Source organism: Blastococcus mobilis (assembly GCF_900188025.1).
In the GTDB taxonomy this organism is placed as follows: domain Bacteria; phylum Actinomycetota; class Actinomycetes; order Mycobacteriales; family Geodermatophilaceae; genus Blastococcus_B; species Blastococcus_B mobilis.
The window spans coordinates 184681-203406 of sequence record NZ_FZNO01000005.1 but is presented as its reverse complement, the minus strand read 5'-3'; the positions used below and the strand labels follow the sequence as shown (position 1 = coordinate 203406).

Sequence of the window (18726 nt, the reverse complement as noted above, 5' to 3'; positions counted from 1 at the left end):
GAACTGTCACACCCGTCATGCACGATGGGGAGGTCGTCGCAGCCTGACGCACAACGGGCCGCCACCGAAGTTCTACGGAACTCGGGACAACCTCCACGTTCGCCGTGGAGACCCTCAACGAACTGACTAGGGGCTCCCTGTCGCGGGCCGAGCGGCTGGCCGAACTCAGCGGCCGAGACCCGCTCCTCATGGCGATCCTGCGGCGGAAGGACCCCCTGCTCATCCTGAGGGACCTGCTAGGACACAGCAGCCTCCAGACGACGGAGGTCTACCTCGCTCTCCAGGACCCGGCGAGGATCATCACCGAGGCCGAGATGGAACTGCTCGCCAATGAGGAGGACTTCGACGCAGAGGACCTGGCGGGCGCGTCATGACCACACCACGCCACGGACTCGTCGAAGTACCGCTCGCCCTGCACCTGCGCTTCGAAGGCGACGAGCCACTCCGACTGGACCTCAGCCATCTCCCCTGCCCAGGAGTGGTGCGTCCCCTGGCCCTCGCCTTGCTGTCCTTGACCAACGCGGGTGGGACGGTCAAGACCGCGTGGACCGCGAAGAAGTACCGCGATGCGATCGGCCGCTTCGCCAGGTGGCTGGACGACGACGGCTTCCGTGGCGATCTGCGAGACCTGACGGTGGAGCGGCTGTACGACTACTGGCAGCAGGAGAAGCGCGACGTCGAGAACCGAAACCGGATCTTGCTCGCGGCAGCGACGCCCACAGCGGGAGTGAGTCGCCCCGTCCCGTCCGATGTGACGCCCCATCTAGCAGGTAGGCGCGTCAGCGCGGAGAACGCGCGCAGCACCCCCCTTGCCGCGTACTCGCATGGCGAGTACACGCGCCTGGTCGCGAAGTGCAAGGAGATCGTACGGGCGGCGCGAGTGGAGCAGCGCCGGGTTGCCGCACTGCTGTCCGAGACCGGCCCGTCGGCTGGCGGGAGCGAGACCTGGTTGCGGTGGCTCGCGGGCTCCAGTCTCGATTCGGTTGAGGTTCTGCGTCAGCGCCATCCCGACGGGTGGCTCGTCGACTCGGATGCCTTCAGGGCTTACCGCCGAGCCCTGCTGCCCGACATGGACACAGCCCTTGCCTATCGCGTGCTGCTCGGTCTGGAGTTCGGATTGCCTCCCGAGAGCATGAACGCGCTCATGACTGCCGACTTCGAATGGCAGGGCAAGCGGCAGTTGCGCGTCGCCTTCCGCAAGCGTCGCGCGTCAGACCGTCAGGCGATGGGCTACAGAGAGACAGGCCCGTGGAGTGGGCCTGCGCTGCTGCGCGACTGGTTGCGGACGTCGGAACGCTTGCGGTCACTCATGGACGACGAGTCGCAGTTGTGGATCTGTTTCACCGAGGCAGGGGGCGGCGCGGTCGCCGACTTCGCGGACTGGAGATGGGGGAAGCACCGTCGACGCTTCATCGAGCGGACAGCACTTACTGACGACGACGGCCAGCCGCTGCCGCTTGACCTTCGCCGCCTTCGGACGACGTGGACCGAGCGCAAGGGCCGCGATTGGCATGGCGCCGTCACCATTGACCCAAACCGCACTGCGACGGTCGAAGGGGACCACTACCTGACGCGCTCGGCAGACCCCGAGGTCATGGCGGAGACGGTCGAGGCCGCTCAGCAGGACCTCTTGCGCCGGGCCGAAACGGTGGCTCTCATCCTCACAGACGACGAGCGGCTTGCAGACGCCGTAGACGGCCCAGATGTGCTGCGTCGGCGGGAGGCCCGTTCGACCTCGGGTGAATGGGACATGTTCGCGGCAACTTGCCGGGACCCGTACGACTCACCTTTCGTCACGAAGGGCAACTTCTGCACAGCCAGCGTCTGGTCGTGTCTCGTCTGCCCGCTCGCCGTCATCACGCCAGCCAAGTTGCCCAATCTGCTCCGACTGGAGGCGTACATCCGCAGGCGGGCCGACGACCTTCCTCAGAGCGAGTGGCTGAGCGTCTACGGGGCGGCCTGGGTGCAACTGACGACACGGATTCTGCCGCGCTACTCGGCCGCTGCCCTTCACCAGGCCAACGCTGTCATCGCCGACGAAACAGCCGCCCTGCCACTCGGACCCGGAGAGCAACTCGCATGACGATCAATGTGCACGCCGCACCCCTTGAGTCGGCTCTGTTCCCACCCGACCTCGACGTCCTCCGGTATCTACCTTGGACGGCTCCCGCCGACAGCAGCGTCGTCCCGTTCAGCAGCGACCGCTGGGACCTCGGAGCGCTCGACGTATGGCCCGCATACGCTCGATACACGGTCGTCAACTGGGCCGGTATCAGGAACCCTCTGTGGCGCATCACCGCCAAGGAGGTGGCTCTGTGCCTCATGCAGCCGCGAATCGGCATCCAGCACCACCTGCCCGACGCCCGCCGGTCGGGGTATCCACCATGGGCACTTTCGCCGCAGCGCCTTTCCTACTGGCGACGCTGGTTCGCATACCTCGACGACCAGGCGGTGCGCTCGTTGAGCCGGGTCACCCAAGGTGTCTGCGACGGCTTCCTAGACACGATCACACCCGAGTCACGCCACATCGCCGTCAGCGCCCTGAGGGTGTTCGCCGACTACCGGTCGCTGTTGACGCACGACGCATACGCACCAGACTTTCGGCCCTGGGGTGACAGCAGCGCCGTCGCCGCCGCCGGTGAACCCCGCGTTGGGTCCAATGGGAACAAGACCCCGCTGATCCCGGACGAGGTCTTCGCCCCCCTCCTGGCCGCCGCGCTGTTCCTCGTTCAGGTTGCCGGGCCGGACCTACTGGCCGCTAAGCACGAGGTCGAGCGGCTCCGCAGCGCACCAGCGCAGCGTGGCGCTCCTGGCGACCGACGCGTGGACGACGCACTGGCGGACTACCTCGAACGGCTGCGGGCCGAGGGGCGCAAACTGCCAGCAGCCGCCCCCCGCAAGAACCGGATCGGCGGCGACGTCTGCCGAGCGACCATCGCGCTCAACATTGGGGCCAAGGATCCGGACGTGCTGCTGAAGCCGGAGCGCCTGGACGCCATCCAGCGCGCGGCCAGAACGCTAGGCGTCGCTAGGGGCGGAATCCACACCGAGATCAGCCCCGTCGTTTCGAGCGAAGGCGCTCAAGGGGCGCGGCCCTGGCGCGGCGAGTTCAGCCTCGACTCCCTCGCGGGCATGACCAACCTCGTCCGCACAGCCTGTTACATCGTCGTGGCCGCGCTGTCAGGAATGCGTAGCAGTGAGATCGCCGCCGTCGAACGCAACTCCATCAGGCGCGAGGAGTTCGCGCCCGGCGTCATCCGCCGCCGGATTCAAAGCAGCCTCCTTAAGGGAGAACCGCCGGGGGGACGCCGAGAGACCTGGGTGATCGTCGATGAGGTGACACAAGCCATCGAACTCGCGGAGGCGCTGACCACCAACCGGAATCCACTCCTACTGAGCGCCTTCTCCCCGCTCTACACCGAGTTCCGAACATGGGTCGCCGAGAACGGTGGCATGGCTGGGCTACAGCCGATCCCAGCGGAGTGGAACCTGGTTCCTCGCCAGTTTCGGAGGAAGTTGGCCCGTGAGATCGGCTGGCGCCCCAATGGTGTGATCGCCGGAAAGATCCACCTCAAGCACATCTCGGTGGCCACGACCGAGGGCTATGCCGGAAAGCACGGCGAGTCCGTCGCAGCCTTTCAAGCGGAGGTGGAGAACGAACGCCGTCAGGCCACGGCGGCAGCAGTCGAGCGCGTCATCGACGCGGCCGAACGAGGAGAGCCGGTTATCGGTCTCGGTGCAGCAAGCCTCGCCGCCGCCATCGCTGACGCCGGTCTCGCCGACGCCAGTGACACCCCGCAGGTGCGCGACCGCGACGATGCCGTCAGGGCGCTGTTGAAGGCTCGTACCGACACCCTGCACATCGGCCCGCTGGCCCATTGCTGGTTCACCGATCCCAGCCGCGCCAGATGCTTGCGCGGCGTGGCGGACAAAACCCGGCCGCTCGTGGGGTCATGCGAGCCAACGAAGTGTGCCAACGCGACCATTCATCGCGAGCACGCTCCCGTGTGGGTCGGTGGGCTGAAGTCGCTCAAAGTCTCACTGTCCGACCGCCGGATACCCGCAGGTGAACGTCAGCGCGTGCAGCAGAAGATCCGCGAAGTCGAAACCCTTATCGAGCCGCTACTCGCCCAGGAGGAGTCGTGACCGAGGCCGAGAACGCCACACAACGGAACCGGCGACGACTCGAAGAGGCCGCCGTCCGCATCCTCTCTGGAGACGCTGCCGTCAGCGACGGGAAGTTGACGCTCAAGTCCCTGGCAACGGAGGCAGGCGTCCCCCGCAACTACCTTTACCGCAGCGAGTACGTCGCGATCGCCGAAGACTTCGAGCGGCGGGCTGACGCCTTGCGGCAGAGCGACGAAATGCCAGACAAGCGCGAAGCCCAGATCCAACGGCTGCGAGCGGACCTCGCAGAGGCGAAGCGGCTCGCGCGGCGGTACCGCGAGGAAAGGGAGACCGCCCGAGGCGAGCGCGACCGGGCTGCCAGTCAGATTATGTTCCTCGCCGAGCAGAACCGCTTACTCCGCGAGGAACTCGAAGCGGAGCGATCTGTCACGCGACTGGACGGCGCGAAACGCCGCACGTGACCATGGGCGTCGGCTGAGTGCTGTCGCCGTCGTCTGGCACGCTTCGCTCAAACCGTGAGGGGGCACGCATGGCGACGGGGGCAAGAGACAAGTATTGGTCCGGACAGGCGTTACCAAGCGTCTTCAAGCACACCCTGCTCGACAAGTACGTGCCCCCGTTCGCCGGGATGACCGGCTCAGTCGGGCGTCGGGTTGTTTACCTCGACGGCTACGCCGGCCGAGGGCGGTACGCCGATGGCACCCCCGCGTCTGCGGAAAAGATCATGATGGTCGCGCAGGCGCAGTACGAGAGCGTCAACCTGGCATGGACCTGCTTCTTCGTTGAGCAGGACGCTGAATCGGCCCGCGTCCTCGCCAGTGTCGTCGGCGAGTACGCCGCAAAGGGCGTGACCGCCCACGCCCACCGGGGAAACGTGCAAGACGTCCTGGACCGCGTGGTCGCCTCCGCCGTCGGATGCCCCCTGTTCCTGTTCCTGGACCCGTGCGGGCTGGGCCTGCCGTTCGACCGGATGAGCGGACTCCTCAACGGCGAGCGCAAGAAGGGCTGGCCGCCCACGGAGTTCCTGCTCAACTTCAGCCTGGAAGCCGTACGTCGCATCGGTGGGCACATCACCGCCAGCCAGCCCAACGAGGCGACCCTGAAGCGGATGGACACCACCGTCGGCGGCCCCTGGTGGCGGGAGGGCTTCGCGGGCGGGGTGACCGACGCCGCCGTAGAGGCGGTTGTTGCTGGCTTCTCCGAGCGTCTGTCCACCGCCACCGGTATGGACCTGGTGCCTGTCCCGGTGCGGCGAGCGCCCACGCACAAGCCGGTCTACGACCTCATCTTCGGTACACGGGCGCCCCATGGCCTCTGGGTGTTCGGCGACGCGGTCGCACGGAGCACGCAGGCGTGGTGGGACACCCTGGAGGAGGTCGAGGTAGATGCGCAGGCCGAGGAGGACCAGGGGACGCTGTTCACCACCACGGCCACGGTCCGCCCCGTACTGGAGACCGTCGAGGAGGCCGCCCTGCCGGTCATCACCGACAACCTGCGGTCCCTTCTGCACTCCTACCCCGCCGGGTTCCGAGTGGTCGACCACACGAGGCTCGTCTTCGGCGAGTTCTACGGACAGGTCAGGGAGATGGTGGTTCGCAAGGCGGTGAAGGAACTACACCGACAAGGCGGTACCGCCACGACTGGGGTAGGTGGCGTCAAGAAGACCCGCGAACTTGTCGTCTTGCCGCCAGCCTGAACCCTTCCGACGGTCCCCTATGAGAGTTGAGAACTGCGGCCCGGCGCTTCCCGAAGGAGACGCCGGGCCGACTGTTCATGGTGTGTACGTGACCTGTTCTGCGACCGCGACGATCTGCGCCTGCGTGAAGGTCTCCGGCACCTGAAGGTGGAAGATCGCTCCTCCTTCGAGTTCTCCTGCCAGGAACCACTCCTTGAGATCCCCCTGGTCGACCAGGACGACCTTGGCCGGTCGGTTGTTCACCGTCACCCACTGCTCCGCGCCCTCATACATTCCCTGGAAGGCGTTCTCCACAGTCTCCCGCCGCCAGCGCTCCGCTAGTCCGACGGCCAGTCGTTGGTTCGGATCCGTGCTGTTGACGAAGGAGATGGCTCTCTCCTCGTAGTAACTCAGCGACCAGCCCTCGGGGGACAAGCCGATCTGCAAGTCCACCGGCTGGGGGCGGTCGACCATGGACTCCGCGACCGCGACAACGGCGGCGGTCTCGCTGTACTCGTCCTCACCCCGAAGCCACACCCACTGGCCGTCCGGGCGCTCCCAGAACAGGTCCGCGAACGAGGAGGTGCACACCTCCTCGGGCTCCTCGGTCTGCACCGGCGTCGAAGGCTCATACGTGCAATGCGGCCGGTCGTAGTCGCCACGGACTAGGTCCGCCTCGATGCCGCCGACGCTCACCGTCCCAGTCTCGGTGATCTCGGAGTTGTCGTAGGTCCACTGTGGCAACTCGTGCTCGTAGTCCCACTCCTCCCTTGGATCGTCCGGGAGGATCTCGAACCAGAACCCGTCACCGTCGGTGGACTGGTACGCGGCTGACCACGTGACCGGGTAGTCCCCGAAGGGGGTCGGTCCCCCACCTCGGCGGAAGGACGGCATCAAGCCCTCCGGCACCGGGTCCACGGACACCGGGAAGGTAACTCGCTCGGCGGCCACCAGTGTCATGCCGTCGACAATGACCGGTCCGGAAAGCGGCGCCTCGGTCTGGTCGCCCGGCGTCTGCGTGCTGTCCGACGGCGCTGCGGTCTCCCCGCCGGGCGTCCTGCTGTCCGAAGGAGCGACGACGACAGCCGTCGTCCAGGCGGCGGCGACGGCGAGCACCGCTGCGCCCACGCGTACGACGACCCTCCTGCTCGGGCGCCGATGCCGTGCCCGCGCTGAAGCGTGCGCAGCGCGTGCGTCGGAAACGAGTTGGCGGGCGGCGATGACTGACGCTGGCTCACTCTCGCCGGTGTCAACCAACGCCATCCGCTCGCTCCCGGCAAGGGCCTTCACGTCATGGAGGAAGTCCTCGGGCAAGGCTGGAAGGTCTGCATCGTGGACGCCAGCGGCACCGGCAAGCAGCCGGTCCAGTTCTCGATCAGTGATCACGGTCGGCCTCCTGGACGTGCGTGAGGGTTGAGAGTTCTGCCCGGAGCCGGGTGCGGGCTCGATGCAGTCGGACGCGAGCAGTGCCGGGGGACAAGCCGAGGGCCGTGGCGGCCTGGGCTGGCGTCAGGCCCTCCCACGCGATCAGCGACACGAGTTCCTGGTCCTCGGGTGAGAGTTGCCCGACTGCCTCGCTCACCCGTTGCTGCTCGGTGCGGTGCTCGTGGATCGCAGAGGGGTCGGGGATCGCCGCGCCTGCGAACGAGTCGGCCAGCCGCTCACCGAGGCGACTCGCCCGATGGGTACTGCGAGCCGCGTTGGCCAGGCAGAGCCGGGCGATGCCGAACAACCAAGGCCGGGCCTCTTGCGGGTCGGCTGGCATGTCCGTCCGTCGCCGCCAGGCTGTCGCGAAGGTTTCCGCCACGACGTCGAGGGCGTCCTCGCGGGACGCCGACCGCCTCAGGGCGTAGCCCAGCACGGCGGTGCCGGAACTCCGGTAGGCGTCCTCGAAGAGGTCCTCTGCGGATAAAGGTTGACGGTCGGTTGTGGGCGGTGGCTGCCCTCGCATCGCGATCACACCCCTACATGTCCGGCTCGGGCGGATCGTTACAGGGCAACCCCATGCGCCTCATACGCCCCAGGTGGGCCGCGACAACCACCGAGGTCCGGCTGGTTTCGGCAATGTAGGCCCACCGAGTGAGACGTGGATCGTCCCTGATGATCACGCTTCTAGGACGCAGGTCCTAGGCTGTAGCGCGCCCCCGCGCGGGCATTTCGTCCCAGACGAGCCCATCAAGCGTGCGGCCACCCGCCTTCGGTGTGCGACCACCCCACTGCTTGAAGAAGAACGGGACTCGCGCCACCTGGCAGTCATCCCGAAGGTTGATAACCCATTCCGGGTCCAGCGGCCGGTGCCCTGAGCCACTCTCACCACCGGCGATGACCCAATCGATGCCATCCAGGTTGATGCCATCGAGCGGCCCTAGCAGCGGCTCGCACGACAGGAAGCGAACGGCCGCCGGAACGCCGCGTAAGTCGTCGATCCGGTCGAATGCGTCGCTGTTCTCGACGCTGACGCCCATCCAGACGTTGTCCGGCCAGTCCAACTGGTCAGCGACCTTCCGCATGCGTGCGGCGCGCTTGGTGAGCACTTGGTAGGTGTGCTGAGGCGTGGCTGCCATGACAGCGAAGACCTGACGCACGAAGTCCAGCGGAACTCGGGCGTGGAACAGGTCGCTCATCGAGTTCACGAAGACGAGCCGGGGCTGGCGCCAGGACAACGGCGCCGAGAGCGCGTGCGGGTGAACGGTTACGCCGAATCCAGGGCCACTGGTTCGAGGGTCCCCATCGTTCTGGTACTTCTCGGCGCCCATCGCCTTGAGCCGCTTGGCCAGGGTCAGCGCGTAGCAGTTGTCGCAGCCCACTGAAACTCGGTCGCAGCCGGTCGTGGGGTTCCATGTGACTTCGGTCCACTCGATGGTGCTCTTGCTCGCCACGTCCCCACCCCCTCGCTTGCCCGGACCCGTGGACGCTATCGGCAGCGTCCACGTTCATTCCGGACGCCGCGAACGTAGATGGTCGCTCTGACATCGCCTCACCTGCGCCACCAGTCCCGGCAGGATCGAAGGCTGGAGGCTGCTGGGCGCTCACCTGGCCCCGCTCCGGCCCCCGGCCATCGGGGTCGGAGCGGGGTGCCCGAGCCGTCGGTCATCCTGCTCGGGCAGCCTCCTGGGTCGCCCGCTACTGCGGTCCAGAGGCCCAGCGGCCCCAGGGACCTGTCATGACCCTGGGACGGTTCGTGGGTCGTCATGCGCTCGATCCCATCCACTGCGGACCGTAGTGACGCCCTATGACACCCGGCGGGGTTCAGCCATCGATCCGCAGGGCTGAACGCCGAAGCGGGTCACCGCTACTAAGGGCTGCAACCCCACGTCCTCCGCTTCACGGTGATCTCCACGGTCTCGTGGTCGCCGGTCACCACGGAGGCGTAGAGGCCATCGTTGAGGCGACTGGCCGGGTCTGCGAGCGCTGCTCGGACTGCGTCGACGACTGCTTCAGCGTCGACCTGGGTGACGACCTCAACGGCGGCAACGTCGTCGGGCGCGCAACCCCAGAACAACTGGAGTCGTCCTCCTCGACGCTGACCAGCGGGATGCTCGGTCCGGCCGAGGCGACCTCGCCGGTCCCCTCGGCACGATCTCCGGTCCTCGTCGTGACGGCGATCCGATCTTGCAGGAAGACCCATGTCGCCGGTCGACGCTCCCCGGTCGTGAGAGGCAACTGCCAGCACGTGCACTGCTCTGTTTCCTGGGCCACTCGCTCCCCCTCGCACCGGTGTCCGCCGAGGCTAGTCGACTGGGCGGGGCCATCGAGCGTGCCTGCAACCGGGCGACTGCGACGCTGTGACCGGACGAGAGCCGAAGGCGGGAGTCGAACCCGCGACTACTGTTTACAAGACAGTTGCGTTACCACTACGCCACTCCGGCAGAGCGGGCTGGACGTGTAACACGACGACGCCCAGCCGCTGAGCAGCCTAACCCGCCGTGACACTCAGCAGGTGGGACACCAGGCCCGTGTAACACGGTGCTTCGACGGCCAAAGTCGGGTGCGCTACCAATTGCGCCACGTCGGCGAGACATGGGAACACGTCCCGGGACAAGGATAGGGACAACGCGGAGACGACCACCCGGCGCCGGTCCGGGGTGACGCCGCCGACGCGCCAGCACTGGTCACGTCGGACGGTCGGCGCGCTGGGCGGCCGGCCAGCATGTCCACAACGCCGACGGAGCTGCGCCTCGGGCGCGGCCGCAGGCGCCCCGCGACCGACAAGAGGCGCGGGGATCCCGCGCCCGCACTGTTTTCGTCTGGTCGTCGCCCGGGAGCCCTGCGCGGAACCGCGATACTCCTCGGCGTGATCGTCACCTTCGACCTGTTCAGCGCTCTGACCGACAGCCGCACCGGCGGCTCGGCCGTGTTCGCCGACCTGGCCGCTCGTCGCGGGTGGGATCGGACCGGGGATGAGCTCTACGACCGCTGGGACCGGCACAACAAGGGGCTGCAGCGCACCGCCCGGCCCCCGGTGACCTTTTCCGAGCTGTCCCGGCAGGCCCTGGCGCAGACGTATGACGACTTCGGTCTGGGTCAGGAGACGGTCGACGTCGACCTGACGACCGTCGAGGAGTCCGTAGCGGAATGGCCGCTGTGGCCGGACGTCGCCGACGCGGTCCGTGCCGTGGCCGACGCGCACCGGGTCGGCATCCTGTCGAACGTCGACGATCCGCTCGCCCGCACCACACGCGCCGCACGTCTCGTCGAGTCGGAGCTGCTGCTGACCTCGCAGCGGTTGGGCGCCTACAAGCCCAGCGAGGAGATCTACCGGCGCGCAGCCGCGACCGTGGCCCCGGACCGGCTCGTGCACGTGGCCGCCTCGGCGCGGGACGTGCGTGGCGCACTGGAGGCCGGGATCACCACGGTGCGCCTCGTGCGCCGCGGCCACGTCGTCGATGCGGAAGGTCCGCAGCCGTCCCTCGAGGTCGAGGAGGCTGCGGACCTTCCGGGGGTCCTGCAGACGCTGTGAACGCCGGCCGCCGAAGCGGCTGGGCTCAGGCGGTGGGCAGCACCAGCACCGCCCACACCACGATGGGTGCGACCACGACGATCGACATGCCCCACTGCATCAGCCGCTTGAAGACCATGTCCCGGTCGTTCGGATCGGCGTTCGCCACCACGAGCGCGCCATTGGTGGAGAACGGGCTGCAGTCGACGACCGAGCTGGAGATGCCGAGCGCGGCGATCAGGGCGATGGCGCTCACCTGGTCGGTCAGGAGGAAGGGCACGGCGAGCGGGATCAGCGCGCCGATGATCCCCGTGGTGGAGGCGAACGCCGAGACGACGGCGCCGATCAGGCAGATCAGCAGGGCCGCGACCAGGGGCGCACCCACCTCGGCGACCCGCTCACCCAGCCAGTCGACGACGCCCTGGGCCTGGAGCAGGTTGACGTAGGTGACGATGCCGCCGATGAGCAGCACGGTGCCCCAGCTGATCTTCTCCACGGCGCCCTTGGCCGCCTTCGGGAAGGCCAGGGTGAGGGCGACGGCGATGGTGAGAGCGGTGAAGCCGACGTCGAGGTCGAAGCCGAGCGCCCCGACGATCAGGGCGACGAGCCCGAGCAGGGTGACGATGCGCTCGGGGTTGAGGCGGTGGGCGTCGTCCGCGTCGCCGCCCGACCCCGCCGTGCGGGTCACCTCCACGGCCGAGTGCGGGGTACCACCGGTCGTCGTCCGCGTGGCGGCGTAGGACAGCTTCTCGGCCTCGGTGGCCAGGGCGGCCACCTGGGCGTCTTCGCGGCCGCGGGTCATCAGCTCTCGGCCGCCGAAGACGACGTAGGTGATGACCGCGATGGCCGTGGCCGCCAGGAAGGTGGCCCCGAACAGGAAGGCCGGGCTGCCGGGCAGGTCGTTCTGCTCGACGACGCCGTTGGTGATGCTGCCGAAGATGCCGATGGGCGAGAAGCTGCCGGCGGTCGCCCCCTGCACCACCATCATGCCCATCATCAGCGGGTGGATTCGGTAGCGGGCCGCGAAACCCATCGCGATGGGAGCGACGATGGCGACCGCGGCCGGGCTGACGGCACCGATCGCGGTGACGAGCGCACAGACCAGGAACATCGCCCAGGGGACGAGTGCGACGCGGCCGCCGACCGCACGTACGGCGCCGTGCACCAGCCAGTCCACCGTGCCGTTGTTCTTGGCGAGGGCGAACAGATACGTGACGCCGACCAGGATGACGAAGAGGTTGGCGGGGAAGCCGGTGAGCACGCCGTCGGCGTCCAGGGCGAAGACCGTCACGCCCACGATGAACGCCGCCACGAGCGCCAGCGCGCCCATGTTGACGCCACGCACGGTCGCGACGAGGAACACGATCGCGAGTACCGCGAGCGAGATCAGTTCGTGAGACAACGGAGTCCTAGGGGTGAGCAGGGGATTGTGACGACGGTCATGTCGCCGTCGCGCATACTGCCAGTGGTCTAGCCACCTGACAACCAAGCCACTCCGACCCTAAGCTGACACCTATGGCCTCGGTCACCCCACGGCGGATGTCGCCCGTCCGCCGAGAACGGTTGTACGAGAGCCTCGCTGCCCACATCTCCGACTTCATCGAGGCGCAGGGGCTCGTCGGCGGCGACCGCCTGCCCTCGGAGCGACAGCTCGCCACCGAGCTGGGGGTCAGCCGGGCCACCCTGTCCCGGGCGCTCGCGGCGCTGGAGACCCGGGGCCGGATCGAGGTCCGGCACGGGGTCGGCGCTCTCGTGCGCGACCCCGCTCCGTCGATCGGCGAGGCGCCCGGTCTGCTGGGCGAGCAGCTGGCGAGCCGGCCACGGGACGAGGTGTACGCGGCCCGGGAAGCCATGCTGGCGGGCATCGCCCGCGCGGCTGCCACCAATCCGCAGTCCTCGCTACGGCTGGCGATGCTGGCCGACGACGGCCGCGCCCGGACCTTCGAGCACACGTGGCGGTGCATCCGCCGCCTGGCCGGATCCCAGCTGCTGGCCGATTTCGACGACATGCTCGCCGAGAAGGCGCCGGACCCGCAGGACTCACCCCGTCTCCGCGCCTCCCTCGACGCCCTGGCCGAGGCGATCATCCGCGGCGACGGCAGCGCTGCGGCGACCGCGTGTCTCGGTCAGCTCACCGCTTGAGCCGCCGCCCGGACCGGAGGGATCACGCCGGCCGTCATCCCGCCCCGCCCCGCCGGATGCCATGTCGGCGACGGTCGGCGCGCCAGCAGGTCTGGTCGAGTGGTCTGTCCAGTGCGCCAGAGCCGGTGGCTGTCGACCGAGGAGGATCATGAGCGGGCTGGACCAGCTCCTGGTCGTCCTCGCCGGGTTCGGAGCCGGGCTGCTCACCTCCACGGTGGGCGTGGCCTCTCTGCTGAGCTTCCCGATCCTGCTGGCCGTCGGCCTGCCGCCCGTGGTGGCGAACGCCTCCAACACCATCGGCCTGGTGCCGGCGGGGGCGGGGGCTGCCCTGGGGTTCCACCGGGAGTTGCGGCTCCACCGCCGTCTCACCTACCGCGTCGTCATGCTGGCGGGCATCGCCGGCAGCGTGGGGGCGGCGCTCCTGCTGGCCCTGCCGCCCGGCGTGTTCGAGGCGGTCGTGCCCTGGCTGATCCTCGGCACCTGCGTGCTCGTCGGGATCCAGCCGCGCCTGTCGGCCTGGCTCGGGAGCCGGCGGGCGTCGTCGGGACGGTCGTCCGCCCGCGTCACACTCGGGCCGCTGACCACCTTCTTCGTCTTCGTCACCGGCATCTACGGCGGCTACTTCGGCGCGGGGGCCGGCGTGATGATGATCGCGACCCTGGCGCTCGGGCTGGACGTCGACTTCCGGTTCGTCGCCGCGCTGCGGACCCTCTCCGTCATGGCCTCGAACGTGGTCGCCGGCGCCGTCTTCGCGGTCGTGGCCGAGGTCGACTGGTCCGTCGTGGCCCTGCTCGCGGTGAGCTCGGTCGGTGGTGGATACCTGGGGGCGCGGATCGCTCGGCGCCTGCCCGCCACGGTGCTGCGGGTCGCGGTGGTGCTCGCCGGCGGGACCGCCGCAGTGGCCCTGCTCGTCTGACCACGGGCACGGTGGCGTCAGTTGCTCAGCCGGCGTGACGGCGAGGCCCGCCGTCCGGCCGGACTGTCGAGAGCCGGGCGACCGGCCGGAGGTGAAGCGCCTGCGCAGTGCGGCGGTCTGCACCCCGCCGGTCCTACCGCCCGCCGGCGTCCCGAGAGGCTGGGTCGCGCGCTGACCCGCTCCGCCGAACGGAGGTGCGTGGTCCCGTTGCCCCGGTCGGTCGGTCGTCAGCGGGTCGTGGCCCCAGCCTCCGCTCAGGCGGCGTCGGTCCCGGCCGTCGGATCGTCCCGCACCGGGCGGGCGTGGATGTAGGTCGCCGGGTCGCTGCCGGACGCGGGCCCGGTGGCGAGCCACCGTGTGAAGCCGGCCGGATCGCGGCGTTCCAGTTCGTCGAGCGTCTCCTGCCGGCGCTGGACCAGCGCGGCACGGTCGGCCGGGGTCAGCCGACCGCCGAGTCCGGCGGTCGTCCGCATCCACTCGCGGCCGAGCGCCGAAGTCGTCAGCGCCGAGAGGGGAGACGGGGCGGCGGCCATGGGTCCGGCCGGCGGCGGCACGGGCCGGCGGAGCACCTCGGCACCCGAGGCGGCGGAAGGCCGTGACCGCGCGACGTGCCTGACCAGCCAGGCGATGCCGCAGGCGCCGCCGGCCAGGAGGGCCACGGAGCCACCGGCGAGCGCCGCTGCCCCGGCCAGCCCCAGCAGGACGCCGACCGTCCAGCACGAGGCCTGGACGGCGGACTCGACCACGGACCGGCGGTCCCGGCCGGGCGCGTCCCTGGCGATCCCCACGGCGATGCAGGCGGCCAGCGTCCCGGCGATGCCGACGCCGACCAGTCCGGGACCGCGCAGGGCGAGCCCACCGACGACGGCGAGCACGCCGGCACCGAGCGTGCCGGTCCACCACAGCAGCCGGGCGAACGGTCGGCGGACGGGCACGGTCGCCTCCTGGGCGGCGCCGGGGACAGGACCCGATCCCTACCCCTGCGACGGCCAGGATGCACCCGGCGACGGGAAGCCCTTCCCTCGGACGGCCGGGGCGAGGACGCTCGGTTGGGGGACGGAACCACCTGGCCCACCGGAGGTGCACCGTGACGACCACGACTCCCACCGCCCCGCTCGGCGACCCGAGCGCGACCCCTGCGCAGGACCGGCCCGGGCCGGAGGTGGTGGTCGGCGTGGACGGTTCGGAGATCGGTCTGAGCGCCGTCCGCTGGGCGAGCCGGGAGGCGGCTCGGCGGCGGGCGCCGCTGCGGATCCTGCACGCCGCGCCCTACCTCAAGCACCGCGGCACCGTCGGGGCTGCGCCGCCCGAACTGGCCGCAGCCCGGCGCATCACCGCGCAGGCCTACACCGTGGCGCGGCACACCGATCACGAACTCCGGGCATCGACGGAGATCGTGCCCGGTGACCCCACCACCGCTCTGCTCCGGGCAGCGGCGGACAGCCAGCTCGTCGTACTCGGCAGCTCCGCGACCGGTGCCGCCGACGAGCTCGTGCTCGCCTCCGTGGCCGTCCATGTGGCCGCCCGGTCACCGCAGCCGGTGGTCGTGGTCCCCCGCCGCCGCCCCGACGGTGCCGACGGCCGCCCGACCGTCGCGGTGCTGGGGGTCGGCGACCAGGCCGACGACGAAGCCGTGGCCACGTTCGCCGCCGAGTCCGCCCAACGGTCGGGGGTCGGTCTGACGGTGCTCCAGACCCGCCCGCCCCGGCGCAGACTCCCCGGCAGCTGGGTCGACGACAACGGCGAATGGGAGCGCCGGCACCCGGGGCTCGACGTCTCCCGCAAGGACCTGCCCGGCGCCCGGGCGGAGCAGCTGTTGGCCGCCACCTGCCCGGCTCCGCTCCTGGTGATCAGTGTCGGACGCGGGAGCCTGTTGCACCGTGCCCTCGACGGAACCCACCTCTGGCTGCTGAGGCACTGCACCTCGCCCATGGCGCTGATCCCGCGGGTCCACCGCGGGGAGCAGGAACCGCGCGAGGAGATCATCGCGGTGGGCTGACCGTAGGGCTCCCACCGACCGCACTGCCGCACCCCTGCCGGTCCGGACCACTGCCTGCCGAGGTAGGCAGTGTCCGGCGCTGTGCCGCGCTCTGCACAAGCGGTCCCGGCCGTCCAGGAATGTCACAGGGCACGTACAGCGCTGCACAAGACCACGGCCGGACAGTGGAGCCACCGCGGCCGCCCGGCTGCACGCAGGGGAGGACAACGAAGTGACTGAGCAGCGCCACCCGACAGTTCCGGGGGCCGGAATCGGACAGGGGCCCGAGCCGGGCCGCGGCGAGCCGGTCAACCCCGTCCCGACCCCGTCGGCGCCCGGTCAGTACGGCACCCTCGGCCCCTCCCCCTGGGCTCCACCACATGCCCAGGCGACGGTCCCCCAGCCGCCGTCCTACCCCGGCTACGGCGGACACCCCGTGCCCGCACCGGAGGCATCGGGACCGGCGGCCCCCTCCGAATCCCGTCGGCCGGGTCGCTTGCGGATCGGTCTGGCCGGTCTCGTGGCCGGTGCGCTGATCGGCGGCGGCGCCGGCGCCGGCGTGGCCACCCTGCTCGACGATCCGTCGGGCACGCCGCGGACCGGCGCGGTGGCGCAGAACGTCATCATCGAGGATCCGCAGACGGCGACCACGGCGACCGCAGCCGCTGCGAAGGCGGCCCCCAGCGTGGTGACGATCTACGTGACGAGCGGCTCCGGCTCGGGCAGCGGCTCCGGCGTCGTCCTCACCGAAGACGGCTACGTGCTCACCAACAACCACGTCGTCGCCGAGGGTGGCCGGTCGGGCAGCGTGCAGGTCCGCACGTCCGACGGCACCCTCTACGACGCCACCGTCGTCGGCACCGACGCCGCGTCCGACCTCGCCGTCGTCCGCCTGGACGGCGCCGAGGATCTCAACCCGGCGACGTTCGCCGACTCCGACGACGTGCAGGTCGGGGACGTCGCGGTGGCGATCGGCGCCCCGCTGGGCCTGTCGAACACCGTCACCGACGGGATCATCAGCGCGACCAACCGGGCCGTCGCCACCGGCTCGACCCAGGACGACGCGACCGTGATCGACGCCCTGCAGACCGATGCGGCCATCAACCCGGGCAACTCCGGTGGCGCGCTGGTGAACGGGGCCGGAGAGGTGATCGGCATCAACACCGCCATCGCGACCGTCGCCTCGGGGGTGCCGGGCTCGCAGTCGCAGAGCGGGAACATCGGCGTCGGTTTCGCCATCCCGAGCAACACCGCCGAGCGCATCGCCCAGGAGATCATCGGGACCGGCTCGGCGACCCATGCCTTGCTCGGCGTACGCGCCCGCACCGCCGCGGACGGCCAGAACGGCGAGGTCGGCACCGGCGCGCAGATCGTCTCGGTCGAGCCGGGGAGCGCCGCGGCCGACGCCGGCCTGCAGGAGGGCGATGTCATCACCGCGGTCGGCGACCGGCCGGTGACCACTTCCACCGAGCTCACCGCGGCCGTACGGAGCCAGGCCCCGGGTGAGACGGTCGAGCTGACCGTCCGGCGAGGCGACCAGACCCGGACGGCGGAGGTCACCCTCGGCACCACCCAGTGAGCCCCGCGGCCCCCCTGCAGGTCCCGCCGCGAGCCTGCGAGCGGTGGGGGGCCAGGGGGGTCCTTTCTCTAGGCTCCTACGGGTGCCGGCTACCCGACCGACCGTCCCCCTCGCGAGCTCGCTGGACGACCCGGAGCGGGCCCGCGACCTCTCCCGCATGAAGCGGCTGGCGACCGGGCTGTTCGGGGTCGCCGCCGCCGTCTTCCTCGCCTGCGTGCTGCTGGGCGAGGACGCCGGCGCCTGGGTCGGCTACGTCCGCGCCACCGCCGAGGCCTCGATGGTGGGCGCGCTCGCCGACTGGTTCGCCGTCACCGCGCTGTTCCGGCACCCGTTGCGGCTGCCCATCCCGCATACCGCGATCATCCCGCGCAAGAAGGACCAGATCGGGGCGAGCCTGGGCACCTTCGTCCAGGAGAACTTCCTGACCCGGACGGTGGTCGAGGAGAAGCTGATCACCATCGACGTCCCCGGCCGGCTCGGTGGGTTCCTCAGCGCTCCTGGCCGCGCCGAGCGGCTGGCCGGCGACGCGTCCGCCGCGGTCACCGCACTCGCCGGGCTGCTGCGCGACGAGGAGCTGGAACCGGCGGTCGCTGCCCTCGTCGACCGCAAGCTGCACGACACCCCGGCCGCACCGGTCCTGGCCCGCGTCCTCGAGCTCGTCGTCGAGGGCGACCGGCACCAGGAAGTGCTGTCGGCCGCGCTGCGGCTGCTGTCCCGCTTCCTGCACGAGAACCGGGTGGTCTTCCGTGCCCAGCTGGGCGACGCCTCCCCCGCGTGGGTACCCGACTGGGTCGACGACCAGGTGTTCGACCGGGTGTTCGCCGGCGTCCAGACCTTCCTCGACGAGGTCGGCGACGACCCGCGGCACGAGTTGCGCCGTTCCTACGACGCTCGGCTCCGCGTCTACGTGCGCGCGCTGCGGACCGACCCCGACAGCGCCGCGCGCATCGAGGATCTGAAGAAGGAGCTGCTGGAGCACCCCGCCGTCCGCACCTGGTCGGGGTCACTGTGGTCGAACGCGAAGACGGCGTTCCTGGCCGCCGCCGCGGACCCGGACTCGGAGCTGCGCGGCCGGGTGGCCGGGATGATCACCCAGCTCGCCGAGCTGCTGCGGTCCGACCCCACCGTGCGGGAGCTGGTGCAGCGACACGCGCACACCATCGGGGGCTACCTCGTCGAGCGGTTCTCCGGCGACCTGGCCGACCTGGTCAGCAGCACCGTGGCCCGGTGGGACACCGAGGAGACCAGCCGACGGATCGAGCTCCAGGTCGGCCGCGACCTGCAGTGGATCCGCGTCAACGGCACCGTCGTGGGCGGCCTGGCCGGCCTGGTGATCTACACCGTCGCGCAAGCTCTGTCGTGACGAGCG

At 70.2% G+C, this 18726-nt stretch carries 16 protein-coding genes and 1 tRNA gene; 11 read left to right on the top strand and 6 right to left on the bottom strand.

The window, feature by feature from the left end:
- Positions 1–104: 104 nt before the first annotated feature.
- The 5 genes from CHB94_RS06755 (at position 105) to tcmP (ending at position 5824) form a co-directional block, all read left to right on the top strand.
- The gene (locus CHB94_RS06755) at positions 105–374 is read left to right on the top strand and encodes a hypothetical protein (RefSeq protein ID WP_089335802.1); all 270 of its coding nucleotides are present in this window, start codon (positions 105–107) and stop codon (positions 372–374) included.
- Positions 371–2083, top strand: a complete 1713-nt coding sequence (locus tag CHB94_RS06750; RefSeq protein WP_141137442.1) for a hypothetical protein — start codon at positions 371–373, stop codon at positions 2081–2083. The genes CHB94_RS06755 and CHB94_RS06750 overlap by 4 nt, the downstream gene beginning before the upstream one ends.
- Complete coding sequence (locus CHB94_RS06745) at positions 2080–4146, top strand: hypothetical protein (RefSeq protein WP_089335800.1); 2067 nt, start codon at positions 2080–2082, stop codon at positions 4144–4146. Before CHB94_RS06750 ends, CHB94_RS06745 begins: the two co-directional genes overlap by 4 nt.
- The gene (locus CHB94_RS06740) at positions 4143–4589 is read left to right on the top strand and encodes a hypothetical protein (protein WP_089335799.1); all 447 of its coding nucleotides are present in this window, start codon (positions 4143–4145) and stop codon (positions 4587–4589) included. Before CHB94_RS06745 ends, CHB94_RS06740 begins: the two co-directional genes overlap by 4 nt.
- Before the next feature lie 68 nt (positions 4590–4657).
- Positions 4658–5824, top strand: coding sequence for a three-Cys-motif partner protein TcmP (gene tcmP, locus CHB94_RS06735; protein ID WP_089335798.1), 1167 nt, complete (start codon positions 4658–4660; stop codon positions 5822–5824).
- Positions 5825–5899: 75 nt separating this feature from the next.
- Here the strand turns inward: tcmP and CHB94_RS06730 are convergent, their stop codons facing one another.
- From CHB94_RS06730 to CHB94_RS06710, 4 genes are all read right to left on the bottom strand, one after another.
- On the bottom strand, positions 5900–7189 hold the full coding sequence (locus CHB94_RS06730; RefSeq protein WP_089335797.1) for a hypothetical protein: 1290 nt from the start codon (positions 7187–7189) through the stop codon (positions 5900–5902).
- On the bottom strand, positions 7179–7754 hold the full coding sequence (locus tag CHB94_RS06725) for an RNA polymerase sigma factor (protein WP_089335832.1): 576 nt from the start codon (positions 7752–7754) through the stop codon (positions 7179–7181). Before CHB94_RS06725 ends, CHB94_RS06730 begins: the two co-directional genes overlap by 11 nt.
- A gap of 175 nt (positions 7755–7929) precedes the next feature.
- The gene (locus CHB94_RS06720; RefSeq protein ID WP_089335796.1) at positions 7930–8682 is read right to left on the bottom strand and encodes a DUF5131 family protein; all 753 of its coding nucleotides are present in this window, start codon (positions 8680–8682) and stop codon (positions 7930–7932) included.
- Positions 8683–9601: 919 nt separating this feature from the next.
- Positions 9602–9672, bottom strand: a tRNA-Thr gene (locus CHB94_RS06710).
- A gap of 425 nt (positions 9673–10097) precedes the next feature.
- On the opposite strand from CHB94_RS06710, the gene CHB94_RS06705 reads away from it, so the two are divergent.
- Positions 10098–10763, top strand: a complete 666-nt coding sequence (locus tag CHB94_RS06705; protein WP_089335794.1) for an HAD-IA family hydrolase — start codon at positions 10098–10100, stop codon at positions 10761–10763.
- Between the two features lie 25 nt (positions 10764–10788).
- Here CHB94_RS06705 and CHB94_RS06700 read toward each other — a convergent pair whose 3' ends face one another.
- Positions 10789–12144 (bottom strand): SLC13 family permease, encoded by a 1356-nt coding sequence (locus tag CHB94_RS06700; RefSeq protein ID WP_089335793.1) that lies wholly within the window; start codon positions 12142–12144, stop codon positions 10789–10791.
- A 113-nt stretch (positions 12145–12257) separates the two neighbouring features.
- Here CHB94_RS06700 and CHB94_RS06695 point away from each other — a divergent pair, with 113 nt between their 5' ends.
- Both CHB94_RS06695 and CHB94_RS06690 read left to right on the top strand, forming a co-directional pair.
- A complete protein-coding gene (locus tag CHB94_RS06695) occupies positions 12258–12884 on the top strand; it encodes a FadR/GntR family transcriptional regulator (RefSeq protein WP_089335792.1) in 627 nt (208 codons plus the stop codon).
- Between the two features lie 148 nt (positions 12885–13032).
- On the top strand, positions 13033–13800 hold the full coding sequence (locus CHB94_RS06690) for a sulfite exporter TauE/SafE family protein (protein ID WP_089335791.1): 768 nt from the start codon (positions 13033–13035) through the stop codon (positions 13798–13800).
- Positions 13801–14054: 254 nt separating this feature from the next.
- On the opposite strand, the gene CHB94_RS06685 is transcribed toward CHB94_RS06690, so the two are convergent.
- The gene (locus CHB94_RS06685; protein WP_089335790.1) at positions 14055–14735 is read right to left on the bottom strand and encodes a hypothetical protein; all 681 of its coding nucleotides are present in this window, start codon (positions 14733–14735) and stop codon (positions 14055–14057) included.
- Positions 14736–14887: 152 nt separating this feature from the next.
- Between CHB94_RS06685 and CHB94_RS06680 the strand changes: the two genes are divergently transcribed.
- The 3 genes from CHB94_RS06680 to CHB94_RS06670 all read left to right on the top strand — a co-directional run bounded on the left by CHB94_RS06680 (position 14888) and on the right by CHB94_RS06670 (position 18720).
- Positions 14888–15799, top strand: coding sequence for a universal stress protein (locus CHB94_RS06680; protein WP_254920449.1), 912 nt, complete (start codon positions 14888–14890; stop codon positions 15797–15799).
- A gap of 211 nt (positions 15800–16010) precedes the next feature.
- A complete protein-coding gene (locus CHB94_RS06675; RefSeq protein ID WP_254920448.1) occupies positions 16011–17357 on the top strand; it encodes a S1C family serine protease in 1347 nt (448 codons plus the stop codon).
- 82 nt (positions 17358–17439) lie between these two features.
- Entirely contained in the window at positions 17440–18720 is a 1281-nt protein-coding gene (locus CHB94_RS06670) for a DUF445 domain-containing protein (RefSeq protein ID WP_089335787.1), read from the top strand.
- Positions 18721–18726 lie beyond the last annotated feature (6 nt).

Excerpts from the sequence above, each read along its gene's own strand:
- CHB94_RS06750 (WP_141137442.1), top strand. The coding sequence starts at position 371 with ATGACCACACCACGCCACGGACTCGTCGAAGTACCGCTCGCCCTGCAC.
- CHB94_RS06745 (WP_089335800.1), top strand. The coding sequence starts at position 2,080 with ATGACGATCAATGTGCACGCCGCACCCCTTGAGTCGGCTCTGTTCCCA.
- tcmP (WP_089335798.1), top strand. The coding sequence starts at position 4,658 with ATGGCGACGGGGGCAAGAGACAAGTATTGGTCCGGACAGGCGTTACCA.
- CHB94_RS06725 (WP_089335832.1), bottom strand. The coding sequence starts at position 7,754 with ATGCGAGGGCAGCCACCGCCCACAACCGACCGTCAACCTTTATCCGCA.
- CHB94_RS06695 (WP_089335792.1), top strand. The coding sequence starts at position 12,258 with ATGGCCTCGGTCACCCCACGGCGGATGTCGCCCGTCCGCCGAGAACGG.
- CHB94_RS06690 (WP_089335791.1), top strand. The coding sequence starts at position 13,033 with ATGAGCGGGCTGGACCAGCTCCTGGTCGTCCTCGCCGGGTTCGGAGCC.